This is a genomic window from Magnetovibrio sp. PR-2, from assembly GCF_036689815.1.
Taxonomy (GTDB): domain Bacteria; phylum Pseudomonadota; class Alphaproteobacteria; order Rhodospirillales; family Magnetovibrionaceae; genus Magnetovibrio.
Genome location: NZ_JBAHUR010000002.1, coordinates 80184 through 104049, shown reverse-complemented (window position 1 = coordinate 104049; position 23866 = coordinate 80184). Strand labels below are relative to the sequence as shown.

The 23866-nt window shown below is 54.3% G+C and carries 25 protein-coding genes; 21 read left to right on the top strand and 4 right to left on the bottom strand.

Annotated elements, in window-relative coordinates:
• The first annotated feature begins 61 nt into the window (after positions 1–61).
• Positions 62–265 (top strand): hypothetical protein, encoded by a 204-nt coding sequence (locus V5T82_RS02910; protein WP_332894092.1) that lies wholly within the window; start codon positions 62–64, stop codon positions 263–265.
• 4 nt (positions 266–269) lie between these two features.
• On the opposite strand, the gene V5T82_RS02905 is transcribed toward V5T82_RS02910, so the two are convergent.
• The gene (locus tag V5T82_RS02905) at positions 270–1493 is read right to left on the bottom strand and encodes a threonine ammonia-lyase (RefSeq protein ID WP_332894091.1); all 1224 of its coding nucleotides are present in this window, start codon (positions 1491–1493) and stop codon (positions 270–272) included.
• Positions 1494–1716: 223 nt separating this feature from the next.
• Between V5T82_RS02905 and V5T82_RS18190 the strand changes: the two genes are divergently transcribed.
• Positions 1717–2355: a chemotaxis protein CheW gene (locus V5T82_RS18190; protein ID WP_442917152.1), complete on the top strand. Its 639-nt coding sequence runs from the start codon at positions 1717–1719 to the stop codon at positions 2353–2355.
• A gap of 66 nt (positions 2356–2421) precedes the next feature.
• Here V5T82_RS18190 and V5T82_RS02890 read toward each other — a convergent pair whose 3' ends face one another.
• Positions 2422–4605 (bottom strand): ATP-binding protein, encoded by a 2184-nt coding sequence (locus V5T82_RS02890; RefSeq protein WP_332894090.1) that lies wholly within the window; start codon positions 4603–4605, stop codon positions 2422–2424.
• Between the two features lie 86 nt (positions 4606–4691).
• The gene (gene hemB / locus V5T82_RS02885) at positions 4692–5660 is read right to left on the bottom strand and encodes a porphobilinogen synthase (protein ID WP_503629696.1); all 969 of its coding nucleotides are present in this window, start codon (positions 5658–5660) and stop codon (positions 4692–4694) included.
• Positions 5661–5898: 238 nt separating this feature from the next.
• Here hemB and V5T82_RS02880 point away from each other — a divergent pair, with 238 nt between their 5' ends.
• The 8 genes from V5T82_RS02880 (at position 5899) to V5T82_RS02845 (ending at position 12704) form a co-directional block, all read left to right on the top strand.
• Entirely contained in the window at positions 5899–6126 is a 228-nt protein-coding gene (locus V5T82_RS02880; protein WP_332894088.1) for a DUF6898 family protein, read from the top strand.
• Between the two features lie 124 nt (positions 6127–6250).
• Positions 6251–7219: an ABC transporter substrate-binding protein gene (locus V5T82_RS02875; RefSeq protein WP_332894087.1), complete on the top strand. Its 969-nt coding sequence runs from the start codon at positions 6251–6253 to the stop codon at positions 7217–7219.
• Positions 7220–7241: 22 nt separating this feature from the next.
• Positions 7242–8147: an ABC transporter permease gene (locus V5T82_RS02870; protein WP_332894086.1), complete on the top strand. Its 906-nt coding sequence runs from the start codon at positions 7242–7244 to the stop codon at positions 8145–8147.
• Positions 8144–8938, top strand: a complete 795-nt coding sequence (locus V5T82_RS02865; protein ID WP_332894085.1) for an ABC transporter ATP-binding protein — start codon at positions 8144–8146, stop codon at positions 8936–8938. The genes V5T82_RS02870 and V5T82_RS02865 overlap by 4 nt, the downstream gene beginning before the upstream one ends.
• A 212-nt stretch (positions 8939–9150) precedes the next feature.
• Positions 9151–10125, top strand: coding sequence for a sensor domain-containing diguanylate cyclase (locus V5T82_RS02860; protein ID WP_332894084.1), 975 nt, complete (start codon positions 9151–9153; stop codon positions 10123–10125).
• A gap of 143 nt (positions 10126–10268) precedes the next feature.
• Positions 10269–10721 carry an aspartate 1-decarboxylase gene (panD, locus tag V5T82_RS02855; RefSeq protein WP_332894083.1) on the top strand — a complete coding sequence of 151 codons (453 nt, stop codon included), beginning with the start codon at positions 10269–10271 and terminating at the stop codon, positions 10719–10721.
• 295 nt (positions 10722–11016) lie between these two features.
• Entirely contained in the window at positions 11017–12207 is a 1191-nt protein-coding gene (locus V5T82_RS02850; RefSeq protein ID WP_332894082.1) for an ImmA/IrrE family metallo-endopeptidase, read from the top strand.
• Positions 12204–12704 (top strand): DUF4411 family protein, encoded by a 501-nt coding sequence (locus V5T82_RS02845; RefSeq protein WP_332894081.1) that lies wholly within the window; start codon positions 12204–12206, stop codon positions 12702–12704. Before V5T82_RS02850 ends, V5T82_RS02845 begins: the two co-directional genes overlap by 4 nt.
• 134 nt (positions 12705–12838) lie before the next feature.
• Here V5T82_RS02845 and V5T82_RS02840 read toward each other — a convergent pair whose 3' ends face one another.
• Positions 12839–13456 (bottom strand): EF-hand domain-containing protein, encoded by a 618-nt coding sequence (locus V5T82_RS02840; protein ID WP_332894080.1) that lies wholly within the window; start codon positions 13454–13456, stop codon positions 12839–12841.
• A gap of 312 nt (positions 13457–13768) precedes the next feature.
• Here V5T82_RS02840 and rpiB point away from each other — a divergent pair, with 312 nt between their 5' ends.
• The 11 genes from rpiB (at position 13769) to V5T82_RS02785 (ending at position 23830) form a co-directional block, all read left to right on the top strand.
• The gene (gene rpiB, locus V5T82_RS02835; RefSeq protein WP_332894079.1) at positions 13769–14212 is read left to right on the top strand and encodes a ribose 5-phosphate isomerase B; all 444 of its coding nucleotides are present in this window, start codon (positions 13769–13771) and stop codon (positions 14210–14212) included.
• 49 nt (positions 14213–14261) lie between these two features.
• Positions 14262–15557 (top strand): serine hydroxymethyltransferase, encoded by a 1296-nt coding sequence (gene glyA, locus V5T82_RS02830; RefSeq protein ID WP_332894077.1) that lies wholly within the window; start codon positions 14262–14264, stop codon positions 15555–15557.
• 22 nt (positions 15558–15579) lie between these two features.
• Positions 15580–16035 (top strand): transcriptional regulator NrdR, encoded by a 456-nt coding sequence (gene nrdR, locus V5T82_RS02825; protein WP_332894076.1) that lies wholly within the window; start codon positions 15580–15582, stop codon positions 16033–16035.
• A complete protein-coding gene (gene ribD, locus V5T82_RS02820; protein ID WP_332894075.1) occupies positions 16022–17119 on the top strand; it encodes a bifunctional diaminohydroxyphosphoribosylaminopyrimidine deaminase/5-amino-6-(5-phosphoribosylamino)uracil reductase RibD in 1098 nt (365 codons plus the stop codon). Before nrdR ends, ribD begins: the two co-directional genes overlap by 14 nt.
• A gap of 5 nt (positions 17120–17124) precedes the next feature.
• Entirely contained in the window at positions 17125–17742 is a 618-nt protein-coding gene (locus tag V5T82_RS02815) for a riboflavin synthase (RefSeq protein ID WP_332894074.1), read from the top strand.
• Between the two features lie 18 nt (positions 17743–17760).
• On the top strand, positions 17761–18882 hold the full coding sequence (ribB, locus tag V5T82_RS02810) for a 3,4-dihydroxy-2-butanone-4-phosphate synthase (RefSeq protein ID WP_332894073.1): 1122 nt from the start codon (positions 17761–17763) through the stop codon (positions 18880–18882).
• Positions 18883–18921: 39 nt separating this feature from the next.
• Positions 18922–19383 carry a 6,7-dimethyl-8-ribityllumazine synthase gene (gene ribH, locus V5T82_RS02805; protein ID WP_332894072.1) on the top strand — a complete coding sequence of 154 codons (462 nt, stop codon included), beginning with the start codon at positions 18922–18924 and terminating at the stop codon, positions 19381–19383.
• The gene (nusB, locus tag V5T82_RS02800; protein ID WP_332894071.1) at positions 19380–19877 is read left to right on the top strand and encodes a transcription antitermination factor NusB; all 498 of its coding nucleotides are present in this window, start codon (positions 19380–19382) and stop codon (positions 19875–19877) included. The genes ribH and nusB overlap by 4 nt, the downstream gene beginning before the upstream one ends.
• Before the next feature lie 26 nt (positions 19878–19903).
• On the top strand, positions 19904–20899 hold the full coding sequence (thiL, locus tag V5T82_RS02795) for a thiamine-phosphate kinase (RefSeq protein WP_332894070.1): 996 nt from the start codon (positions 19904–19906) through the stop codon (positions 20897–20899).
• 121 nt (positions 20900–21020) lie between these two features.
• Positions 21021–21509, top strand: a complete 489-nt coding sequence (locus tag V5T82_RS02790; protein ID WP_332894069.1) for a hypothetical protein — start codon at positions 21021–21023, stop codon at positions 21507–21509.
• Between the two features lie 212 nt (positions 21510–21721).
• Positions 21722–23830 carry a sodium-translocating pyrophosphatase gene (locus V5T82_RS02785; RefSeq protein ID WP_332894068.1) on the top strand — a complete coding sequence of 703 codons (2109 nt, stop codon included), beginning with the start codon at positions 21722–21724 and terminating at the stop codon, positions 23828–23830.
• Positions 23831–23866: the final 36 nt, after the last annotated feature.

Sequence of the window (23866 nt, the reverse complement as noted above, 5' to 3'; positions counted from 1 at the left end):
CAAATTATCATAATTCTTGATAAGGGTGCGCCGCCCTCTACCCAAAAATCGGAAAACGGACATGAAAGCGACTAGCCACCTCAAAGAAAAAGATCACTTGTTGCGCCGATCCGAAGATTTGATGCGCGATAGTGCGCACCAATCGTCTTCTGCAGCTTCGTTCGATGCGGCTCAAAGCGATGGGCCGATCCGCACCCGCCGTGATTTCAAAACGCGACAGTATTACAGGGACTTACAGCTCTGGGTCGAAGGCGATCAAAGCTAAAAACTTAGGCCGACGTCGCGCTCAGCACGCGGGTTTCGAACCCGGCTTTACACAATGTGTGGACCAAGGCCTGCACGTGGTCTTGATCAAGCGTTTCGACCGCAACGTCCATTTCCGTTTGTTTCAACGGAACATCCGAAAACAATCGCTGGTGGTGCACTTCGATGATGTTCGCACCGCTGTCGCCGATAATTTTCGAAACTTTTGACAACGCACCCGGCACATCAATGATTTTGATGCGCAAGCTGACCAAACGGCCTTCGCGCGCAAGTCCGCGCATCAGCAAGGTCGACAGCATGCGCGAATCCACGTTGCCACCGCTGACCACCAGGCCCACGGTGCGGTCTTTGAATTTCTCTTTGTTCGCCAAAAGTGCGGCCAACGGGGCAGCGCCAGCACCTTCGGTCACCAAGCGCTTGAGATCCAAGAACGTGTGCAGAGACTTTTCGATCTGCAGCTCGCTCACCGTGAAGATGTCATCGACCACGTCTTCGATGATGGCTTGGGTGTTGGGGGACGGCGTTTTGACCGCAATGCCGTCGGCAATGGTTTGGCCGTATTCGGCAGCCGAGGTGCATTTGTGATAGGCGTCATACATGGATGGATAGGTTTCGGCTTGGACGCCGAAAATTTCAATGCCGGGCTTTAGGTGTTTCGCCGCAATGCCAATGCCTGAAATCAAGCCGCCACCGCCAATGGACGCGATGATGCTGTCAAGATGGGGTTGGTCTTCCAACATTTCTTTGCCGATGGTGCCTTGTCCGGCGATGACATGAGGGTCGTCATAGGGATGAACAAAACACAGGCCTTCTTGATCGGACAAGGTCTGGGCGTGATCGCGCGCTTGGATGAAGTCGTCGCCCTTCAACACGATTTTTGCGCCCAAGGCCTCGGTTCGCGCGATTTTGGTGAACGGCGTGTTCTTCGGCATGACGATTGTGGCCGGTATGTCCAGCTGGCGGGCAAAGTAACCAACACCCTGGGCGTGGTTCCCGGCAGAGGCGGCGATAACCCCTTTGCACTGGCGCTCGTTCTTTAATGACATCAATTTATTCAGCGCGCCGCGCACCTTAAACGCGCAGGTGTGTTGCAGGTTTTCCAGTTTCAAAATCACATTTGCGCCCGTGAGTTCGGACAAACGCGCGGCGGGGAAACACGGCGTGCGCAAGATGTGATTTTCGCCCTGGAGGGCGGCGGCTTCGATGTCGGCGTAGGTTACATTTAACATGGACGCGGAGTGTATAGCACTTCTCAGCCCGCACAACTGCCAGAATGGGTGGTAGGGCGGTGTTTTCTAGGCCTTAAGAACTTGAAAATACATACGAACGGTGATTGCCGCGTCAGAATCTATGGGTTAAACTCAAATATCTGTTTGATGCGATTTGCTTTTTGATAAAGTCTAAGCAAGACGTTGCATAACCCCCAAACGGGGAAGAGGGAGTGGAAATTACATGAGTGGACAGGCGCTTGTACAAGCTGGCAGCACCGACGTAGATGTGGTGGGCAGCGAACACCTTTCCGAATTTGTCACCTTCAACATAGCGGGCCAATTGTTTGGTATTCCGGTGTTGATTGTTCAAGACATCTTGCTTCCGGAAAACATTGCATCCATTCCTTTGGCCCCGCCTGAAGTGCGCGGATCCATCAACTTGCGCGGTCGCATCGTCACGGTTGTTGATGTGCGCGTGCGCTTGGGCTTGGAACGGCGCGAAATCCATCGCGAAATCACCGAAGAAGATGAAGCTCCTGAGTTGGAGCTCATCGAAGGTGGTACGGCTGAAGCACCTGAAACGCCTGAAGTCACGGAGACCGTCGAAGGTGAGGACGGTGTTGATGTCAGCGCACATGAAGCGGTCAAACGTAAAAAACGTGACCACATGATGGGCGTGACCGTCGAACAACAAAACGAACTGTACACCCTTTTGGTCGATAGCGTTGGTGATGTCATCGGGCTGGCTAAAGACAGCTATGAAGGCAACCCGAGCACGCTGGACCCGGTCTGGCGCGAATTCGCCAGCGGCGTTTATCGCTTGGACAACAACCTGATGGTGGTTTTGGACGTGGAACGCCTTTTGGATTTCAAAGCTTAACAGCTTTCAAACGCGGACTTCCCAAACGCAAACGGCGCTCTTTTAGGGCGCCGTTTCTTTTTGAGTTTAGACCAGCTCAAATTTAGGAACGATGGGCAAGGTGAGGTGGAACGTTGTGCCTTTGCCCTGTTCGGTGTCATAGGTGATCTCACCGCTGTGGCGCTCGGAGATGATTTTGCAGATGCTCAGCCCCAGTCCGGTGCCACCGATGTTTCGGGTCGCGGAAGAATCGGCTTGTTCAAACGGCAAGAACAGCTTGTCTTGAAAATCTTCAGGAATCCCTGGGCCGTTATCACTGACGGAAATAATGACGCTGCCGATACCAGCGCGTCCTTTGGTGGAGATGGCCCAAGACACAGAAACCACATCTCCAACGGGCGAGAACTTAGCCGCGTTGGACAGTAAATTTGCCAACACCTGCAACAAACGCCCCTTGTCGCCGATGACTTGAACAGGGGGCTTGTCGCCGACAATACGAAGCTCAACCCCGAGCTTGTGGGCGTAGCCCAGGTTGGAGCTGACGGCATTATCGACCAAGCTGGGCACGTCGATCAGTTCTTGCACGATGTCCAGTTTGCCCGATTGGATTTTCTCCAAGTCCAGCAAGTCGTCAACCAATGTGTTTAAACGCGTGGTGTTTTGTTTGGCGATGGACAGAAGCTGCGCGTCAGACGCCTCAAGCGAACCTTTAGTGGCGTTTTCAAGCAGGCCCAAAGACCCCAATATGGAGGTCAAGGGCGTGCGCAGTTCATGGCTGACCATGGACAGGAATTCGGACTTTGTTTTGCTGGCACTTTCCGCCTTTTCACGGCCGCGCACTTCGTCCATAAGGTTTTCGTGCTGAATGCGCATTTCTTCGACCATATTTGACAGAGCATCGGCGACGCTTTTGATGTTGTTGGCAATCTCGTCAACTTCAGAGATTTGAGAGCGTGGCAGCGAAATGTCTGCGCCCGCTTGGATCCGTTCGGGCAAGTGGAGGGTTGTGGACATCAGACTGGTCAGGTCACGTGTCAGACGGTTTCGGATCAGGCTCACCACCAAAAATGCACCGAAGGTCACAGACAGCATGACGGCAAAGGCCGATATATAGGTCTGTTGCAAGCGGTCAACATATTTTGCGAACGGAAGTTCGATGACAAACGTCCAGTCGGAAATGTCTGGGAAGGTGTGGGGTTGCATCACTTTGGACAGCTTCCACTGCAACATAAGCGGCTTGTCGGGCGATGCGCCAAGCTCATGATACATGCCGTCAATGGGCGTCTGAGTGCCGGGCAAACGTTCCGTCAGGGTGTGGGGCTTGGGGTTTTCTGAAAAGCTCAACACACTCTGGCCGTTGCCGTCGTAAATGCTCAGTTTAAAGGGTTGGTGGCCAAAGATTTTTTCTAAGTATTTTGAGAAATCTTCAGCGGGGATGGTGTGAAGGGTGCATTGCTCAAAGGACCAATACAGCTGAACAATGCCGTCTTGTTCGTTGCCTGATAAGAGCTTGTGTTGATGGCACGCTTCTTCTTCCAATATTTGGTGAGGGTAGTACCAAAACGGCCCATCAATACCGATGCGCTGCAATCGCAAAGACGCCGATAACAGATCGCGCAGGTGCTGGCCGTAGCCTTGAAGTTCCGCAAAGACTTGGGCTTGGGACTCTTCTAAAATTTTGCGGGCATTGAATTGCGCGGTGACGAATGAGCTGAAAAACACAAATGCCATAATGACCGTTAGCAAAACATCGCGAAAAGAGATCAGCTCAACGGTGTTGTCACCTCGAAACCAGCGTCTCAGCGGAAAGGCCAATAGCAACAAGCTTGCAACGAAACTGTTGAACAGCCCGTTGGCGGGCTGTTTGAGCGCGACAATGAGGCTTTGCGTGTCGGCCAAGCCCAGCACATGGTGGTAAAATACCCACGCCATGGGCATGCCGAGAAACACCCAAAACAGCAATGTCGCGACAAACAGGTTGGATTTACGATGGTAACAGAGGTAGCCCACAAACACGGCTTCCGCGACAAAGGCAATGAAAGCGTAGGGATGGTTCCACAAAACGATGGTATAGGCATGGGCAATCGCGCCGCTGACCAAGGCCCCAAGGGGGCCGTAAAGAACGGCGGAAATCAGAACGAAAATCGAGCCGAAAATCTGATCTACCCCAAAAAACATTGGGATGGACACCATGTTGCCCAGCAGTCCTAAAACGGACAGAAAACCAACCGATACGACGGTTTTGGTGGAAAACGGCACGCGTTCAGACACTCGGAGAATTCCCCAACTCACCAGATTCGTTATACGCCCGTTATTTATTATATTAGAGAGTGCGCAACTTGGGGGATTTATTTGTGCTATTTCTTATTCAACATTTGGGCAGCCTTGAGCGCATAGTAGCTCAACACACCATCGGCGCCGGCGCGTTTGAAGGCCATGAGGCTTTCCATCATGGCCGCTTCGCCGTCCAGCCAACCGTTTGCCGCTGCGGCTTCGATCATGGCGTATTCACCGCTGACTTGGTAAGCGAAGGTGGGCAGGGCGAAGGTGTCTTTGATGCGGTGCACAATGTCCAGATACGGCATGCCCGGCTTGACCATGACCATGTCTGCACCTTCGGCAATATCCAAGGCCACTTCACGGATGGCTTCGTCGGTGTTGGCCGGGTCCATTTGATAGGTCTTCTTGTCGCCCTTCAGCGCGCCGCCCGACCCCACGGCATCACGGAAGGGGCCGTAAAAGCCTGACGCATATTTGGCCGCATAAGACATGATTTGAACGTGTTGGAAGCCTTCAGCATCCAGGGCTTCGCGAATCTGGCCGATGCGCCCGTCCATCATGTCGGACGGTGCCACGATGTTGCAGCCCGCACGCGCTTGCACGATGGATTGTTGGCACAACAGCTCGGTCGTTTCGTCGTTCAAAATCTTCCCGTCTTGCACCAAGCCGTCGTGACCGTCGGAATTGTAAGGATCAAGCGCCACGTCGCAGATCACGCCGATGGCATCGCCATATTTGTCTTTAACGGCTTTGACCGCACGGCACACGAGGTTATCGCCGTTGAGCGCCTCTTTGGCGTCGGGGGTCTTCAGCGCCGGGTCGGTGTTGGGGAAGACGGCTATGGCGGGTAGGCCTTGATCGATGGCTTGGCCCGCGGCTTCGACGATGAGGTCCGTGGACAGACGTTCAACGCCAGGCATGGACGTCACCGTTTCACGAGTGTTGTCACCGTCAATAATGAACAAGGGCCAAATCAGATCGCTGGGGCTCAAAGTCGTTTCAGAGATCAAACGGCGCGACCAGTCGTATTGACGGTTGCGGCGCATGCGCACGTTGGGAAATGAGCCAATGTGAGAAGAAGTCAACGTTTGATCCCTTTGTTGTCAGTCAAACGTGCCGACAGGACACGAAAGGTATTGATGAGTGCCGGCATTTTGAACGCTTTAGGTGATAGCAAGTTTCGTCTAAAATATCGTTCGTGCACAAGAAACCAACAGAAATCTTTTCCAAGCGCCTTTCAAGCGCTATGTATGTCAAATGATAAAAAGACCCACAAGACGCGCCTTGCCAGGCCAATTGAAAGAAGTGCTGTTTGAATTTCAGCGCCACGGCAACATTATGCGCGTGGTCGCCATTGACCCGAAGTCAGGTCAAGAGGTTACCATGATCGCCGACCCGCGCCACAGCCAGGACTCCATCAAGAAACTGGCCGCGCGCAAGCTGGCCTATGTTCTTTCAAAAAAGCAGGCCAAAGAACAGCCCGCGAAAAAAGACCCTTACAAATATCTCTAAGCCCCGTCCTCATACGCCGTTTTGCACATTGCAAAAGAGTTTGAATGGGGGCATGAATTCGCTACGATATGGCCCAGTTTCCGAGGGGGAAATCGGGACTCAATTGAAACATAAGGGAAAGACAATGTTTGCAAAACGTTTAGGCATGGCCGCAATGGCCTCCGTTGTCGCTTTGGGGATTTCTGCCGCGGCTCAAGCGGGTGAAGCGCACGTCGCCATCACGCAAATCGTTGAACACCCCGCACTGGATGCTGTTCGTAAGGGGGTTAAGGACGTTCTGGCCGAAAATGGCTATGAAGAGGGCAAGGGCCTCAAGTGGTCTTACGAAAGCGCGCAAGGCAACCCAGCCACGGCGGCGCAAATCGCCAAGAAATTCGCAGGTGCGGGCCCCGACGTCATCGTCGCTATCGCCACGCCGTCTGCGCAAACGGCTGTGGCCTCGACCAAATCGATCCCCATCGTCTTTTCCGCTGTCACCGACCCGGTTGGGGCTAAACTTGTGGGCGACATGATGAAGCCCGGCAAAAACGTCACGGGCGTGACCGACATGACGCCGATCGCGGCGCACATGCAGCTGGTCAAACGCGTGGTGCCGAACGCAAAAACCTTGGGCATCATTTCCAACCCCGGTGAAGCCAATGCCGTGTCTTTGGTGAAACTCATCGAAGTTGAGGCACCCAAAGCAGGCATGGCCGTGGTTAACGCCGCCGCTACCAAATCCGGCGATGTTTTGTCGGCAGCGCGCTCTTTGGTGGGCAAAGTGGATGCTATCTACATCCCCACCGACAACACCGTGGTTTCTGCGTTTGAAGCCGTTGTGAAGGTGGGCAACGAAGCCGACATCCCCGTTTTGGCGGGCGACACGGGTTCTGTGGAACGCGGTGCGGTTGCAGCTGCGGGCTTTGATTACTACGACGTCGGCCGTCAAACCGGCGAAATGGTTGTGAAGGTCTTGCAAGGCGGCAAGCCAGCCGACATGGCTGTCGAAGGTGTCAGCAAGACCGAGCTTTACGTCAATCTGAAGTCTGCCAAAAAGCAAGGCATCACCTTGGACGCAGGCTTGGTTGGCGAAGCCAAAAAAGTCTTTGAATAAGACGAAGTAAGAGACTGTATATATGAGCCAAATTGCTCTTCTGGGCGCGATCGAGGTGGGACTGTTGTTCGCCTTGGTCGCACTCGGCGTTTATTTATCATTTCGCATCCTGCAGTTCCCGGATTTGACCGTGGACGGCAGCTTCCCGCTGGGCGCTGCGGTGAGCGCGTCCATGATCGTGGTGGGCTATGATGCGTACCTGTCGACCTTGTGCGCCATGTTTGCCGGTGCTGCCGCCGGGATCGTGACCGCGTGGTTGAACGTCAAGTTGAAGATCTTGCACCTGTTGGCGTCGATTTTGACCATGATCGCGCTGTATTCGGTCAACTTGCGCATCATGGGGCGGCCCAATGTGGCGCTTTTGGGTGAAGAGACGGTGTTTTCGCCGCTCGAATGGCTCGAAGAAACCTACGACATGCCCATGTATGTAGCGCTGCCAATCGCGCTGACGGTTTTGTTGATTATCGTAAAAGTCGCGTTGGACTGGTTCTTGAACTCCGAAATCGGCCTGGCCATGCGCGCCACGGGTGAAAACCCGCGCATGGCACGGGCTCAGGGTATCCATACCAACGGCTACATTTTGGGCGGTATGGCGTTGTCCAACGCCTTGGTGGCGCTGGCTGGGGCTTTATTCGCCCAAAGCCAAGGGGCTGCGGACGTGACCTTGGGCGTCGGTGTGATTGTCGTTGGCTTGGCCGCTGTGATCGGCGGTGAAGCGGTGATGAACACGCGCACCGTGTTTCGCGCCACGTTGGCGTGCATCATTGGATCGATCATTTATCGATTGGCCGTTGCGGGCGCGCTTAACTCTGACGCCATCGGCTTGAAAGCACAGGACTTGAACTTGATTACGGCTGTGTTGGTGACGCTGGCGATGGTTTTGCCCGGCGTGCGCAATCCGTTTCGCAAGAAAGGGGGCGCGTCATGATCGAAGCCAAACAAATCGCCGTCACATTCAACGCCGGCACGCCCATGGAAACGCCCGCCATGCACGGCATTGATCTGACCATCCCCGAAGGCGACTTCGTCACCGTGATCGGATCCAACGGGGCTGGCAAAAGCACGTTTTTGAACGCCTTAGCGGGTGAGTTGAAGCCCGACAGCGGCAAAATCTTAATCGATGATACCGACGTCACCAATTGGCCGACAGCCAAACGGGCGGGGTTGGTGGCGCGTGTGTTCCAAGACCCCTTGGGCGGCAGCTGCGCCAGCCTCACCATCGAAGAAAACTTAGCCCTCGCCAATGCCCGCGGTAAACGCCGTGGCTTAGGCGCTGCGGTAGATGGCGATGTGCGCGAAGTCTTTCGCAGCCACATCGCAAGGCTGAATTTAGGGCTGGAAAACCGTTTGGGCGATCGCATTGATCTGTTGTCCGGCGGACAACGCCAAGCCGTCAGCTTGTTGATGTCGGCGCTGCGACCGATGAAAATTTTGCTGTTGGACGAACACACGGCGGCTCTCGACCCCAAAACGGCGGCGTTCGTGTTGGATCTGACCCGCGAAATCGTTGCTGAACGGGGGCTCACCACCTTGATGGTGACGCACTCCATGCGTCAGGCCTTGGACATCGGCAATCGCACCGTCATGCTCCATGAAGGCCGTGTGGTCTTGGACGTCAAAGGCGACGAACGCAAAGGCCTTAAAGTCGAAGATTTGCTGCATATGTTCGAAAAAGTGCGCGGCAGTGAAATCGACGATGACGCCTTGTTACTGAGCTAAATCAGCCCTAGAAAATCACACAAAACCGCCCCACTTGAAAGAGTAGGGCGGTTTTTGATGTGTTTTCGACACGTTTGTTGCAGAAATACACGTAAAATCGGCAAAGATGTTTGTTTTGCAACACGTTTTGCGATAACAAAGAAGAACCTTCGGGGGAGGGGCCATAAAAAACGTGCAAAAGCGCGGTGTGTTTTTCTTGGGGAGAAACGGGCTTGGTTGACGAGACATTTTTGAAGATGAACGATCATCAGTTTTCTGTGCGACTGATGCAGCACTTGGTTGTGCCGACGTTTGTCCTCGACGCTGACGGCAAGGTCATTATCTGGAACAAAGCCTGCGAAGCGTTGACGGGCATCGATGCGGAAGACGTTTTGGGCACCAAGGAACACTGGCGCGCCTTTTACGAAGAGCCCCGCGCATGCTTGGCCGACGTTTTGGTTGAGGACAAGGTCGAAGACCTGGACGGTCTTTACGTCGAGCACTCCAACCCAGGGGAGCGTCACCAAGGTCTGCGCGCCGAAAACTGGTGCAACATGCCCAAAGCCTCCAAACGGCTCTATCTGGCGATCAATTCCGGCCCGATTTATGACGACGACGGCAAACTGATTGCCGTGGTTGAAACCCTGCGCGACATGACGGAACAAAAACAGGCCGAAAATGCGCTCAAAAGCTTGGCGCATAAGGACGGCCTGACGGGGTTGGCCAATCGGCGCACTTTCGACATGACCCTTGAAGCCGACCTGTTGCATGCCAAACGGGAAGGGACCAGCCTTGCCTTGTTGTTGTGCGATATCGATCACTTCAAACCCTACAACGATATCTACGGCCATCAGCGTGGGGACAAGTGTCTCAAACAGGTGGCCAATGCCATTGCCGAGGAAGTCAAACGTCCGACCGATTTGGCGGCGCGTTATGGCGGTGAAGAGTTTGCCGTGATCTTGCCCGGTATTGATGTTGAAGGTGTCGTACGCGTGGCGGAACGCATCCGCGCAGGTGTGTTCGAGCTTAATGAACGCCACAAAGGCAACGAAAAAGACGGGCGTGTTACACTGAGTATCGGCACGGTCTGCCTGAAACCCAGTGAAGAGGTGACGGAAGCGGCCATCATCGACATGGCTGACGAAGCCCTCTATGCAGCAAAAGAATGCGGGCGTAATCAGGTGGTTAGCGCCGATCCAGGTGCTTAGCATTTGATAATTTTTCATGCTGCAGTGCACAATGGCTTTGCAATTGGGTGCTATTTTATGTATGTTCTGTGACCCGCTTGAGCTTAAAGATCAGAACTAAAGCGATAATAAACAAACAGTCAGCTAGGGTTGAGGCTACACACATGATCCAGATCGTACGCGCAAAGCTGCACGGTATTCGCGTCACCGACGCCAATCTGAATTACCAAGGTTCCATCACCTTGGACCCGGACCACTGCAAAGCCGTTGGCATCTTGCCCATGGAATTTGTCGACATCTGGAACAAGACCAATGGTCAACGCATCCAAACTTATGTGATTTTGGGTGAAGCCGGGTCGAAATGCTGTGTGTTGAACGGCTCCGCCGCGCGCACGTGCCAGCCGGGCGACGAAATCATCATCGCCGCACGCGAATACATCCAGCGCGAAGAAATCCACGACATCAAGCCCAAGGTTTTGACGTTTAAAGACGGCAACGAAATCGACCAAGAGCTTTACTACGACGTCTATTCCACCCCGGAAGACGAACACAACTTCCGCATCATGCACGGTGAAAACGTCATCGATTTCCGCGACAGCGCGAAGAAAACTGTCTGATCTTAAGACGACAAAAAAGCCAATAAAAAACCTCGCTTCGCGTTCAGCTCGGCGGGGTTTTGCTATTATTTAGGCGGGTATTAGATAATCAGGCAAATCCTATTAATGGCTTGTAATTAAAAAGGCTTTTCACATTTAATACCTCTTCGTGAGTAAATGGGTTTACGTGACAATTATGGGGTCCGCACTGTTTCCCAAACATCAAATGTGTTCCAAGCTTCAATTTCACATTAGGATTGTATAAAAAGTATTCTTGTAGAGTGCCATATATATAGAAGAGGCAGGTAGTAATCTGATGGGCGCATCAGCACATAATCCAGATGATCTTTGGCTCAATCCAGAAATGCTGGAATGGGCAAGGAACTGGCGTGGGTTGACGCTTGATGATGTAGCCGAAAGATTCAAAAAAACACCGGAGCAAATTCGGGCATGGGAACTAAATGAAGCTAGCCCAACTGTCAAACAGGCACGAAAACTTGCTAAGCTCTACAGCAGATCATTTTCTGAATTTTTCCTTCCTTCACCGCCAGATGTTCCAAAGCCGATAACCCTGCCAGACTTTAGGCTTCATAAGGATGTTCTAGATGCTTCCCATGAATGGGAAGTTGAACAACTCCAGCAATGGGTGGAAACACAGCGCGAAGCAGCAATTGACCTGTTTCAAGAGGTCGGTGAAGCGCCAGCGGAAATTGATTCGAAACTGTTTTTCTCACTTCGTGATGAACCTGAAGCGGCAGCAGAGATTGCACGAAAAACTGTTGGCTTTTCAAAAGACGATCAGTTTGGCTTGAAAAAGGCGGAAGCCTATACGTTGCCAAATATTCTTCGGGACAGACTCGAAGCAATTGGCATTCTGACTCTACGTCATAGCCAATTGAAACATTACGGTATTCGGGGAATGTGCATTGCGGAATTTCCTTTGCCGACAATTGTTTTCACCAAAGAATCTCCGACTGCACAGGCATTTACAGTTGCGCACGAATTTGCCCATATCTTGTTGAAGGCAAGCGGAGTGACAGGACCTAAAAGTAAAGATTATGACAGCGTGCCCGAAGAAAGGTGGTGTGATCGCTTTGCGGCAGCCTTTCTTATGCCTAAATCTCTGGTTGAAGAAACCCTAGGTCAAACGCCTGCGCTTCCAAAAGCCAGCATTTCGGATGAAGACCTTGATGAAGCTGCAACGCTTTTCAGAGTAAGCCCCCATGCAATGCTCGTCCGATTGGTTCATTTGGAATACGTCAGTGCAAAATATTATTGGGGCGTCAAAAAGCCAGAATTTGACGAGTGGGAACACAACGCAAAGGGATTTGGTCGAGCAAAATTTTATGGAACACGATACCAATCCCAACTTGGCAATATGTATACCGGACTCGTTATGGAGGCATGGTCATCTGGACGCCTCACGAACCATAACGCAGCCGAGTATATGGGCATCAAAAACCTGAAGCACTTGAATGACATTCGTAGAGAGTATTACGGCGGATGAAGCGATATTGTGTTGATACATCAGGTTTTTCTAACCCCTTGGAAACAATGCCAGAGGATATTTATTCGTCACTCTGGCAGGCAATTTATGATCTGATTGAACAAGGCGTGTTTGCTGTTACACCCGAAATCTATGACGAACTGATTTTGATTGATGGTGAAATCAGCAACGTCATCGAAAAATGCGAAGATGATATGGTACTAGAGGTAAATGACCCAACGTGGGAATGGCAGAGCTACGTCGAGAACTCGAACCAAATGAATGTTGATCATCATGACTTCATTTCTGAATACAATGGCAATCTAAAGGGCACTGTTGGGTTGAACGACATCTCAATCATAGCACTTGCCAAAACTCTCGAACTCCCCGTCATCAGTATGGAAGTCCTTATTCAGACTTCACCCAAGAAGCGGCGTATACCCAATGTTTGCAAAATTGAGGACGTGACACACCTTACCTTTAACGACTTCCTACGTGCTGAAGGGATCAGTCTGTAAATCAAACGTATTCCCTTCGCATACCGCCCCCTAAACAGGATTTTTTCATGCGGGCAACGACAGCCCCCCAAACAAAAACCCCGCTTCGCGTTCTGCTCGGCGGGGTTTTTTGCTTGCGAATACGGATATATTCGTCAGGCTTCAACTGATGTGGTGGTCGTGACTTCCTCGCTGAAATCCGTGGCGGCGGTTTCATAGGCCTGCAGCGCGTTGATGAACTCAGCCACCAGTGCGGACGACGGGTTGCCGACGCCACCGGGTGGCGGCGGGGGCGGGAGTTCGGCCAAGTTGGTCAAAAATTGCTCTTTGGTGAGGCTTTCGCCGTCTTCGCCAGCCAACGCGGTCCAACGGGCTTCGGCTTCTTCGGCGCTCACGTCTTCGGGCTGGTTGTTGAGGAATTCGTCTTTGGTGACCACGCCGTCGGCATCTTCGTCCACTTGGGCGAAAAGATCTTCAGGGCTCGGCGGCGGTGGCGGAGGCGGCGGGGCCAAGGCGGCTCCACCATTTTCCTGCAGGCTCACCAAAGCCGATTGCATCACGGTGGACAGTTGCTGGAAAGCATTGGTGAAGTCCGTCGGCTCGACTTCGCCCACGCCGGCAACGTGCAGCGATGTCTGGACAGCTTCAGCCGCATTGGGCTGGCCTTTTTTGCCGTCGACCTTCTGAATTTCGGAAACTTTTTGAGCGTCAATGCGTTGCAGCGTCGCTCTGATCTGATCGGTGTTGGCTCCGATTGCGTCAATGGCACTCATCGTCATGCTTCTCCATGCGTCAAGAGGTTGGTGTGCAAGTCTTCGTTTGCTTCCCTCGAGTGTCTGGCACCTGTTTTCAAGTGCGATGGCAATCTTAACACATGTGCGGCCTTTCGTGCCACGGGAATTTTGTGACAGTCCAAATCACAGAATGTTGCGCAAAAGTCTGTGGATAGGGGGGATAAAAGTGCCCCCGAGTGCTTGTGCCCGCTTGGCAGAGGGGCACGATATATGGTAACACAGCCCCTCACATTTCGGATTGACGGACCTTCCCCAGGATATTGCAGAAAAACTGGATTTGGACGAGAGCTAATGTCGAACGACACCATCGCCATCGCATGTGACCACGGCGCTTTTGCGCTGAAGGAGCACTTGAAAGCCTACGCCGAGGAAAAAGGCCTGAGCGTCTTGGATTTGGGCGTCAAAACTACGGATTCCGTTGACTATCCCGATTACGGTTACGCCATGGCTGGCGCCCTTAAAGACGGCAAAGCTAGCCGCGGCATCTTGCTGTGTGGATCGGGCATCGGCATCTCCATCGCCGCCAACCGCCACGCCCATGTGCGCGCGGCCTTGGTTCACGATGTGACGGGTGCGCGCCTGTGCCGCGAACACAACGATGCCAACGTGATTGTTTTTGGTGGACGCATGATCGGCTCTGACTTGGCCGAAGAATGTGTCGACACCTTTTTGAACACCGACTTTGAAGGCGGCCGCCACCAGCGCCGGGTGGACAAACTGTCCAACCCGACCTGATTGATCGGTTGCCATTGATTTTGACCCCTAGGATAAAGTGCTGAAGCTTATGACCAGCTATCCCAACGACGAACTCGCAAAATTCTTCTCCACCTCTTTGGCGGATGCCGACCCGGATTTGATGGCGTCCGTGAACGATGAACTTGGCCGTCAGCAAAATCAGATCGAACTGATTGCGTCGGAAAATATCGTCTCGCGTGCAGTGTTGGAAGCCCAAGGCAGCGTATTGACCAACAAATACGCCGAAGGGTATCCGGGGCGTCGTTATTATGGTGGGTGCGAATATGTGGACGTGTCCGAAGACCTGGCCCGCTCGCGCGCCAAAGAGCTGTTCGGTGCCGGGTTCGTCAACGTTCAGCCGCATTCGGGCGCGCAAGCCAATGGCGGCGTGTTCATGGCGCTGCTGAAGCCCGGCGACACCATCTTGGGCATGAGCTTGGACGCTGGCGGTCACTTGACCCATGGTGCTCCGCCCGCACAGTCCGGCAAATGGTTCAACGCGGTTCAGTATGGTGTGAAAGAAGACACGCTGACCATTGATTACGACCAAGTCGAAGCCTTGGCCAAAGAACACAATCCGAAGCTGATCGTGGCGGGTGGTTCTGCTTATCCGCGTCACATCGATTTTGCAAAATTCCGCGAAATCTGTGACAGCGTCGGTGCGTACATGATGGTTGATATGGCCCACTTTGCGGGCTTGGTGGCTGCCGGTCTGCACCCCAGCCCCGTGGGCATCGCTGATGTGACCACGACGACCACGCACAAAACCCTGCGCGGCCCGCGCGGCGGCATGATTTTGACCAACGACGGCGACATCGCCAAGAAGATCAACTCGGCCATCTTCCCAGGTCTTCAAGGTGGTCCGCTGATGCACGTTATTGCTGCCAAAGCTGTGGCATTTGGTGAAGCGCTTCAGCCGAGCTTTAAAGTTTATGCAAAAAGCGTCATCGAAAACGCCCAAGCCCTGGCCGCAACCATGGTCGAAGGCGGCTACGCGATTTCCACGGGCGGCACCGACACGCACCTGATGTTGGTCGATTTGCGCCCCAAAGGCGTGAAAGGCAACGCGGCTGAGCATGCTTTGGATCGCGCCGGCATCACGTGTAACAAAAATGGCATTCCGTTCGACACCGAAAAGCCCATGATCACGTCCGGTATCCGCTTGGGCACGCCCGCAGGCACCACGCGTGGCTTTGGCGTGGACGAATTCAAACAAATCGGCGGCTTGATCTGCGAAGTTCTGGACGGTTTGGCCGAAAACGGTGAAGAGGGCAACGGGGACGTCGAAAAGAACGTCCGTGTGAAGGTCGAAGCGCTGTGTGCGCGCTTCCCGATCTACGGTTAAGAGATAAAAGGGGAAGGGAACCATGCGCTGTCCGTTTTGTGGAAACAACGACACCCAGGTGAAAGATTCGCGTCCCAGCGAAGACAACGCCACCATTCGCCGACGGCGTTACTGCCCGTCGTGCGGTTCGCGCTTCACCACGTTTGAGCGCGTGCACCTGCGCGAGCTGACGGTCATCAAGTCGGATGGCGAAAAGGTTCCCTTTGATCGCGAAAAGGTCAAACGCTCCATGGACATTGCCCTGCGCAAGCGTCCGGTGGACACGGACCAGATTGACCGCATCGTCAACGGTATCCAGCGCCGTTTGGAGACTTCGGGCGACAACGAAATCCCGTCCAAAGCCATTGGTGAACTGATTATGGAACGGCTGATGGAAGTGGATAAAGTGGCCTACGTGCGCTTTGCCTCTGTCTACAAAGACTTCCACGAAATCAAAGACTTCAACGAGTTTATTGGGGATTTGGGTGAGCGCGAATAAACCGCGTGACTTAGACTTCATGCGCGCTGCGCTGGGTTTGGCGCGGCGTGGCTTGGGCAATACCGCCCCCAATCCTTCTGTCGGATGCATTTTGGTCAACGACGGTGTCGTCGTCGGGCACGGCTGGACCCAGCCGGGCGGACGACCCCACGCCGAAGCCATGGCGTTGGCCCAAGCGGGTAATGCGGCCCAAGGGGCCACAGCTTACGTCACGTTAGAGCCTTGCGCCCATCAAGGCCAAACGCCGCCGTGTGCTGTGTCGCTGGTTGACGCAGGCGTGCAGCGTGTGGTCATCGCTTCGTCGGACCCGGATTTACGGGTGGCGGGTAAGGGTGTGCGCATCCTCAAAGATGCAGGCATTGAGGTCGTCGAAGGGGTCATGGCCGATGAAGGCTGGCGCGGCAACTTGGGCTTTTTCAAGCGCATCATCGAAAACCGCCCTCAATTTACTTTGAAACTCGCCACCAGTGCCGACAACCGCATTCCGCCCAAAGGCGCCCAAGGCGAAGACAAGTGGATCACGTCGCCCCTGGCACGCGCTCGCGGCCATTTGCTGCGTGCCAATCATGACGGCGTGCTGTTTGGCATTGGCACGGTGTTGGACGACGACCCGACCTATACCTGTCGGCTGCCTGGACTGACCGATCAAAGCCCCGTGCGCATACTTTTAGACAGCTTGCTTTCGCTCCCACAAAACAGCCAATTGCTGCGCAGCATTTCTGCAGCACCGCTGTGGATTTTTTGTGGATCGGCGGCTTCAAATGACCGAATTGCAGAGCTGCAAAACCAGGGTGTAACTGTCATTCAAAGCCCTTTAGAGCGCCCAGAACTCACTTGGGTCGCCCAACAGCTTGCCGCACGTGAACTCAACCGGGTTTTGGTGGAAGCCGGACCGACCTTGGTCAATGCCGTCCTCAACGCTGATTTGGTTGATGAAATCCAGTGGTTTAAGGCGAAAAAGGAGCTCGGCGCGGCTGGAGACGTTTTATTTCACGATTTCGATCTGGAAAAACTAGCCCCGGGCCCCAAAGCCGTGCTAAACGCTGGGCCTGACCTTTTGAATATCTACCATTTGGGGACCTGAGAGACGTGTTTACCGGCATTGTCACCGACATGGGGCGTGTACGCTCCGTTTCCACCACGGGTGAAGGGGACGGCGAAGGCCGTCGCTTCGAAATCGAAACCGGATTGGACTTATCCGATTTGGACATCGGCGCGTCCATTGCGCACGCCGGTGCTTGCATGACTGTGGTCGACAAAGGCGCGGATTGGTACGCCATCGAGGTGTCCGCCGAAAGCCTGTCCAAAACCACACTGGGCGCTTGGACAGAAGGCGAACGCATCAACTTAGAACGCGCCATGCGTTTGGGTGACGAGCTGGGCGGTCATATGGTCGGCGGCCATGTGGACGGTGTTGGCGAAGTGGTTTCGCGCGAACCGGAAGGCGACAGCGTGCGCTTTAAGTTCCAAAGCCCCGAAGGTTTGGCGAAATATCTCGCACCCAAAGGCTCCATCACCATCGATGGTGTGTCTTTGACGGTGAACGAAGTAGAAGGTCCCGTGTTTGGCATCAATGTAATCCCCCACACGCAAGAGGTCACCACCATTGGCGATCTTCAAGCGGGTGACATGGTCAATCTGGAAATCGACATGCTGGCGCGTTATGTTGCGCGCTTGTTGGGTCAAGAAGACAAAGAACAAGATTGAGTGGGTAGGACGAACGACGTGTCATACAAAGATAAACTTTCCCCCATCGAAGACATCATCGAAGATGCGCGCAACGGCCGTATGTTCGTACTTGTCGATGACGAGGATCGCGAAAACGAAGGCGATCTGGTGATCCCCGCACAAATGGCGACACCGGAAGCTGTGAACTTCATGGCGACCCACGGACGCGGCCTGATTTGCCTGACGCTGACCCGCGAGCGGGTGGAGCACTTGGGCATTCCGCTGATGACGCAATCCAACGTCTCGCGCCACTCGACCGCGTTTACCGTGTCGATTGAGGCCCGCGAAGGTGTCACCACGGGCATTTCGGCATCTGATCGCGCCACCACTATCGCTGTCGCCATTGGCGGCAATCGCGGCAAAGAAGACATCACCACGCCCGGTCACATTTTCCCGTTGGAAGCGCGCGACGGCGGCGTTTTGGTACGCGCAGGCCATACCGAGGCCGCGGTCGATATCTCGCGCTTAGCCGGGCTCAACCCGTCGGGCGTGATCTGTGAGATCATGAACGAAGACGGCACCATGGCGCGTCTGGACGATTTGATTCCGTATGCTGAAAAGCACGGCCTTAAAATTGCGACGATTGCCGACTTGATCGCGTATCGTTTGAAAAACGACCACGTGGTGGAAAAGGTCACGTCTCGCCCGTTCAATTCCAGCCACGGCGGCCCGTTCACCATGACAGTTTATCGCTCCGAACTGGACGGGACCGAGCATATGGCCCTCACCTGTGGTGACGTGACCAGCGACGGTCCGGTTTTGGTGCGTATGCACGCCATGGACATTTTGGTTGATGCGTTCTTTGACACTGATGGCGGTAAAGCTGGAACGCTCCAGCGGTCCATGCAAGCAATCTGTAAAGAAGGGCGGGGCGCTGTTGTGGTCATTCGCAACCCGCGCCTGGACGCCTTGTCTTCTCGCGGCATGAAAAATGTCGAACAGGAAGAGGGTGATGCAGGTGGTGTGAGCGCGGAACTGCGCAACTACGGCGTCGGTGCGCAAATCTTGCTGGACTTGGGCATTAAAGAAATGACCTTGTTGTCGAACACGCAACACACCATTATTGGATTGGAAGGTTATGGCTTGACCGTGACCGGCCAACAGCCGATCCCAGAATAACAAAAATCATAAAAACACCCTTTGAGGAGCGCACACAAGATGGCCACCAAGGTTCTGATCATCGAAGCCCCGTTTTACAAGCACATCACCGATCAATTGGTTGAAGGCGCACTGGCTGTCTTGGCTGAAAAGGGCGTGCAGTACGAACGCACCGAAGTGCCCGGCGCCTTTGAAATTCCCGGCGCCATTACGTTTGCGGAGATGGCGCAAGAAGACCACCCCTTGGCGTCCAAGCACTTCGACGGCTACATCGCTTTGGGCTGCGTCATTCGCGGTGAAACCAGCCACTACGACTATGTCGCGGGCGAAAGCTGCCGCGCGTTGATGGACCTGTCATTGGAAGGTGTTGCCGTCGGTAACGGCATTTTGACTGTTGAAGACGAAGCCCAAGCCCTGGTGCGCTGTAACGTTGACCAAAAAAACAAAGGTGGCGACGCAGCACAAGCGTGCCTGCGCATGATTGAGCTGCGCGACCACATGATGCACGGAATTGCCCAATGAGCGCAGAAGACACTTCATTTGATGTGAAGTCCCGTGCCGCAGCCCGTATGGCTGCGGTTCAGTCTTTGTATGAGCTGGACATGGTCGACGGTGACGAAGATCCGGTGCTGCGCACCTTTATCGAAAAACGCTGGACCGTTATGGTCGAAGACGAAGACGGCGACGAAATCGGCGAAGCGGAGTTTAACGATCCGGACAAAACCTTCCTGATCGAGCTGGTGCGCGGTGTGGGGGAGCGTAAAACGGATTTAGACGAAATGCTCAATGGCGCGCTTGGCCCCAAATGGTCGGTGGAGCGCATCGAGATTTTGATGCGCGCAATCTTGCGCTGCGGCGCATACGAGCTTCTGGAACGCTCTGAAATCCCGGCCAAAGTGGTGATCAACGAATACATGGACATCGCCAACGCGTTCTTTACCGAAAGCGAGCCGAAAATGGTCAACGGTGTGCTGGATAAGCTGGGCCACACACTGCGTGACGGCAAGATGGATTAAGCCAACCTTTTGTGGGACTATTTCCTATGGCTGGTCGCGAATTCGACATCATTTCCAATTATTTCCGCCCCCTGGCTCACGGCTCGGGGGAGGCTTTGGGCTTGCTTGACGACGCGGCCGTTCTTTCCGTTCCCGAAGGGTGCGAGTTGGTCGTGACCACGGATGCCGTCGTGGGTGGGGTGCATTATCTGGAAACTCTGCCGCCGCAAGACATTGCGCATAAGGTAGTCGGTGTGAATTTGTCCGATCTGGCGGCCATGGGCGCTACACCGCATGCTGTGTTTTTGGCGGCACAATTTTCCCCCGACGTATCGGAAGACTGGTTGGAAGGTTTCGCCGCAGGTCTGGGTGAGGCCTTGAAGCCGTCCGGCGCCAAGCTTTTGGGCGGCGACACGGTCACCACCTTTGGCAGCCAAGCTTTTACGATAACCGCACTGGGCCATGTGGAACAGGGCAAGGCCCTGACACGTGGCGGGGCGCAAGAAGGGGACTTGGTGCTGGGGACCGGTACGTTTGGCGATGCAGCCTTGGGCTTGGCGCTCTGGCAGGGCAAGATCATGGGCGTTTTGGATGGTCACGAAAAGCACCTAACCCGGCGCTATGCTCGGCCTGAGCCTCGCAATGTCTTTGGGGCCAAGCTTTCGTCACTAGGCTTAGCCACAGCGTGCGTGGATGTGTCTGATGGGTTGGTACAGGATTTGGGCCACATCTGTGGTGCTTCGGGCGTGTCGGCTGTGTTGGAGTGGGATCAGATCAATGTATCTGATGCAGCCCTAAGCATTTTGGACGCCGAACCGCAACGCCAAAGGGAGATTTTGAGTGGCGGGGACGACTACGAACTGGTTTTCACAGCGCTTCCCGAACACTTAGGCGCCATTGAAGACTTGGCTGAACGCTTAAGCCTTGACGTTTGTGTCATGGGCCGCATCGAAGCTGCGTCCGTTTCTCATCCGCGCGTTCAGGTCTTGGACGACCATGGTAATCGAGTGGACGTTGGCGCAGGCGGTTATCGCCATTTCTAAACCTGAAGTTTAATAAGCCATTCTTGGGGTTTTCACGGCGAAGGGTTTGATTATAATCGCCGGAAATTGCGATTCTTTTGTCTTTCAAGCACGACGCCTTCACAAAGAGAGTACGACGCCTATGAAAAAGTTGGTTATCGCCTTTGCGGTTTTGATTTTATTGGCGGGCGGCACTGTGACGTTGCTGAAGTATCTGGCCGTGGGTCCGTTTGAAATTTCTGAAGAAGAGCGGGCGCGCATCGAAGCCGAAGAAGCCGATCGCGATAAAGCCCGCGAAATCTTTGAAGCGCGCCCACGTTATGTGGAAATGGACGCGATCCACGTTCCGGTGTTCAACAACGACAATGTTCAGGGCACCATCATGATCCACTACAAGCTGGAAGTCTTGAACGTAGACAATGAGCGCATCGTCGCCAAAGCCCAGCGCCGCTTAGGTGATGCCTTGATCAAGGATTTTTCGTTCTACATCCCGCGCACGCTGCGCAACAACAAGACCTTGGATGTGACGTTGATCAAGTACCGCATCATGATGACGGCGGAAAAATTGCTGGGCAAAGGCATTGTTTCCGATGCTTTGATCCAGGCCATGACCAACACCAACGATCAATAGATTTCTGCCTCCACCAGACCTCAATTCATCCGACATTTCTGCCATGCTGCGCTGCACAATGCCTTTTTGCGCCAGTAGGTTGCCAATTGGCTGAAGTTCTGTCAGGCTTCGTCATCATTCGGGGATCGGGAAGCAGTTTGTTGTGGAGTCTCCCATCCTCGTCAAGGGGACCAATCTGGGTTTTCAGTCAGAGAACCAGTGGGGAGATTTGAATGTCTATGACTTACTATTTGGTACTGGCCAGCGGCTTGCTCGCTGTACTGTACGGGGCTTATGCCGTTCGTTCGGTCTTGGCTCAACCTGCCGGCAATGACCGGATGCAAGAAATTGCCGCTGCGATCCAAGAGGGCGCGGCGGCTTATTTGAATCGGCAATACGCCACCATCGGCGCTGTCGGTGTGGTGATCGGTCTTTTGCTGGGCTGGCAGCTCGGCTTGGCCGTTGCCGTTGGCTACTTCATCGGTGCGATTTTGTCCGGTGCTGCTGGGTATATCGGCATGCACGTGTCGGTTCGCGCCAATGTTCGCACAGCCGAAGCCGCTCGTTCACGCGGCCTATCCGGCGGTTTGGACGTGGCCTTTAAGTCCGGTGCCATCACCGGACTGTTGGTTGTTGGGCTCGCACTTTTAGGGGTTGCGGGTTACTACGTTGCGCTGCGGTCGTACTTCGATCCGAGCAACGCTGCCGACATGCGCCACATTCTGGAATCGTTGGTGGCTCTGGGCTTTGGCGCTTCGCTGATTTCCATCTTTGCGCGCTTGGGCGGCGGCATCTTTACCAAGGGCGCCGACGTCGGTGCCGACTTGGTCGGTAAGATCGAAGCCGGTATTCCCGAAGATGACCCCCGCAACCCGGGTGTTATTGCGGACAACGTGGGCGACAACGTTGGTGACTGTGCCGGTATGGCGGCCGACTTGTTCGAAACCTATGCTGTGACGGTGGTTGCCACCATGCTGCTGGGGGCTATCTTCTTCGTCGGTGCGGATCAAGAACTGATGATGCTGTTCCCGCTGGCGCTCGGCGCGGCGTGCATCGTGGCATCCGTTGCCGCGACGTTCTTCGTCAAGCTGGGCTCCAACCAGTCTGTCATGGGCGCGTTGTACAAAGGCTTTATCGCTTCGGCGGTCATCTCAGCCGTTTTGATCTATGTCTTGATCGAATACTTGCTGGGCGGCATGGACAACATGTTCTCCATGAACGACAAAGAAGTTGTGTCGGCGAGCAGCCTGTTCGTGGCCTCGCTGACGGGCTTGGGCGTGACGGGTCTGATCGTTTGGATCACCGAATACTACACCGGGACAGAATACCGTCCGGTGAAATCGGTGGCCGAAGCTTCGACCACGGGTCATGCGACCAACGTGATCCAAGGCTTGGCGATCTCCATGGAATCCACGGCACTTCCCGTGCTGGTGATCTGCGGCGGTATTATCGTGAGCTATTCGGCAGCGGGTCTCTATGGCTTGTCCATTGCGGCGACGACCATGCTGGCTTTGGCCGGTTTTGTGGTGGCGCTGGATGCGTTCGGTCCGGTGACCGATAACGCAGGCGGCATCGCTGAAATGGCTGAACTGCCCGAAGACGTGCGTCAAACGACGGATACCTTGGACGCGGTGGGCAACACCACCAAGGCTGTCACCAAAGGCTACGCCATCGGTTCTGCTGGCTTGGCTGCACTGGTGCTGTTCGCAGCGTACACCGAAGACTTGGTTCACTATTTCCCGGACGTTTACGAGAAGGTGAACTTCAGCCTGCAAAACCCATACGTTGTGGTTGGCTTGTTCGTTGGCGGTTTGCTGCCGTTCCTGTTTGGCTCCATGGGCATGATGGCCGTGGGCCGCGCAGGCGGCCAAGTGGTCGTCGAGGTTCGCCGTCAGTTCAAAGAGATGCCGGGCATTATGGAAGGCACGCAAAAGCCTGACTATGCACGGTGTGTCGACATGCTGACCAAAACCGCGATCAAAGAAATGATCGTGCCCAGTATGCTGCCGGTCTTGGCCCCTGTGGTCATGTACTTCGTGGTCTTGGGCATTGCCGATCAAGCGGCTGCGTTCTCTGCACTGGGCGCTATGCTCATGGGCACGATTGTGACGGGTATCTTCGTCGCAATTTCCATGACGTCCGGCGGCGGTGCTTGGGATAACGCCAAGAAGTATATCGAAGACGGTAACTTCGGCGGCAAAGGCTCCGAAGCCCACCACGCTGCGGTCACGGGCGACACCATCGGTGATCCGTACAAAGACACGGCGGGTCCGGCTGTGAACCCGATGATCAAAATCATCAACATCGTGGCGATTTTGCTGCTGGCGATCTTGGCGAATTGATCCTTCGCACAACCAAACAAAAAGCCCCGAAGCATT

What these genes read in the sequence shown, in the direction of transcription:
- V5T82_RS02865 (WP_332894085.1), top strand. Translation starts at nt 8,144, where the DNA reads ATGATCGAAGCCAAACAAATCGCCGTCACATTCAACGCCGGCACGCCC.
- panD (WP_332894083.1), top strand. Translation starts at nt 10,269, where the DNA reads ATGATCCAGATCGTACGCGCAAAGCTGCACGGTATTCGCGTCACCGAC.
- V5T82_RS02785 (WP_332894068.1), top strand. Translation starts at nt 21,722, where the DNA reads ATGTCTATGACTTACTATTTGGTACTGGCCAGCGGCTTGCTCGCTGTA.
- V5T82_RS02850 (WP_332894082.1), top strand. Translation starts at nt 11,017, where the DNA reads ATGGGCGCATCAGCACATAATCCAGATGATCTTTGGCTCAATCCAGAA.
- thiL (WP_332894070.1), top strand. Translation starts at nt 19,904, where the DNA reads ATGGCTGGTCGCGAATTCGACATCATTTCCAATTATTTCCGCCCCCTG.
- V5T82_RS02910 (WP_332894092.1), top strand. Translation starts at nt 62, where the DNA reads ATGAAAGCGACTAGCCACCTCAAAGAAAAAGATCACTTGTTGCGCCGA.
- V5T82_RS02845 (WP_332894081.1), top strand. Translation starts at nt 12,204, where the DNA reads ATGAAGCGATATTGTGTTGATACATCAGGTTTTTCTAACCCCTTGGAA.
- V5T82_RS02870 (WP_332894086.1), top strand. Translation starts at nt 7,242, where the DNA reads ATGAGCCAAATTGCTCTTCTGGGCGCGATCGAGGTGGGACTGTTGTTC.
- nrdR (WP_332894076.1), top strand. Translation starts at nt 15,580, where the DNA reads ATGCGCTGTCCGTTTTGTGGAAACAACGACACCCAGGTGAAAGATTCG.
- V5T82_RS18190 (WP_442917152.1), top strand. Translation starts at nt 1,717, where the DNA reads ATGAGTGGACAGGCGCTTGTACAAGCTGGCAGCACCGACGTAGATGTG.
- rpiB (WP_332894079.1), top strand. Translation starts at nt 13,769, where the DNA reads ATGTCGAACGACACCATCGCCATCGCATGTGACCACGGCGCTTTTGCG.
- glyA (WP_332894077.1), top strand. Translation starts at nt 14,262, where the DNA reads ATGACCAGCTATCCCAACGACGAACTCGCAAAATTCTTCTCCACCTCT.
- hemB (WP_503629696.1), bottom strand. Translation starts at nt 5,660, where the DNA reads ATGCGCCGCAACCGTCAATACGACTGGTCGCGCCGTTTGATCTCTGAA.
- V5T82_RS02875 (WP_332894087.1), top strand. Translation starts at nt 6,251, where the DNA reads ATGTTTGCAAAACGTTTAGGCATGGCCGCAATGGCCTCCGTTGTCGCT.
- V5T82_RS02840 (WP_332894080.1), bottom strand. Translation starts at nt 13,456, where the DNA reads ATGAGTGCCATTGACGCAATCGGAGCCAACACCGATCAGATCAGAGCG.
- V5T82_RS02905 (WP_332894091.1), bottom strand. Translation starts at nt 1,493, where the DNA reads ATGTTAAATGTAACCTACGCCGACATCGAAGCCGCCGCCCTCCAGGGC.
- ribH (WP_332894072.1), top strand. Translation starts at nt 18,922, where the DNA reads ATGGCCACCAAGGTTCTGATCATCGAAGCCCCGTTTTACAAGCACATC.
- nusB (WP_332894071.1), top strand. Translation starts at nt 19,380, where the DNA reads ATGAGCGCAGAAGACACTTCATTTGATGTGAAGTCCCGTGCCGCAGCC.
- V5T82_RS02790 (WP_332894069.1), top strand. Translation starts at nt 21,021, where the DNA reads ATGAAAAAGTTGGTTATCGCCTTTGCGGTTTTGATTTTATTGGCGGGC.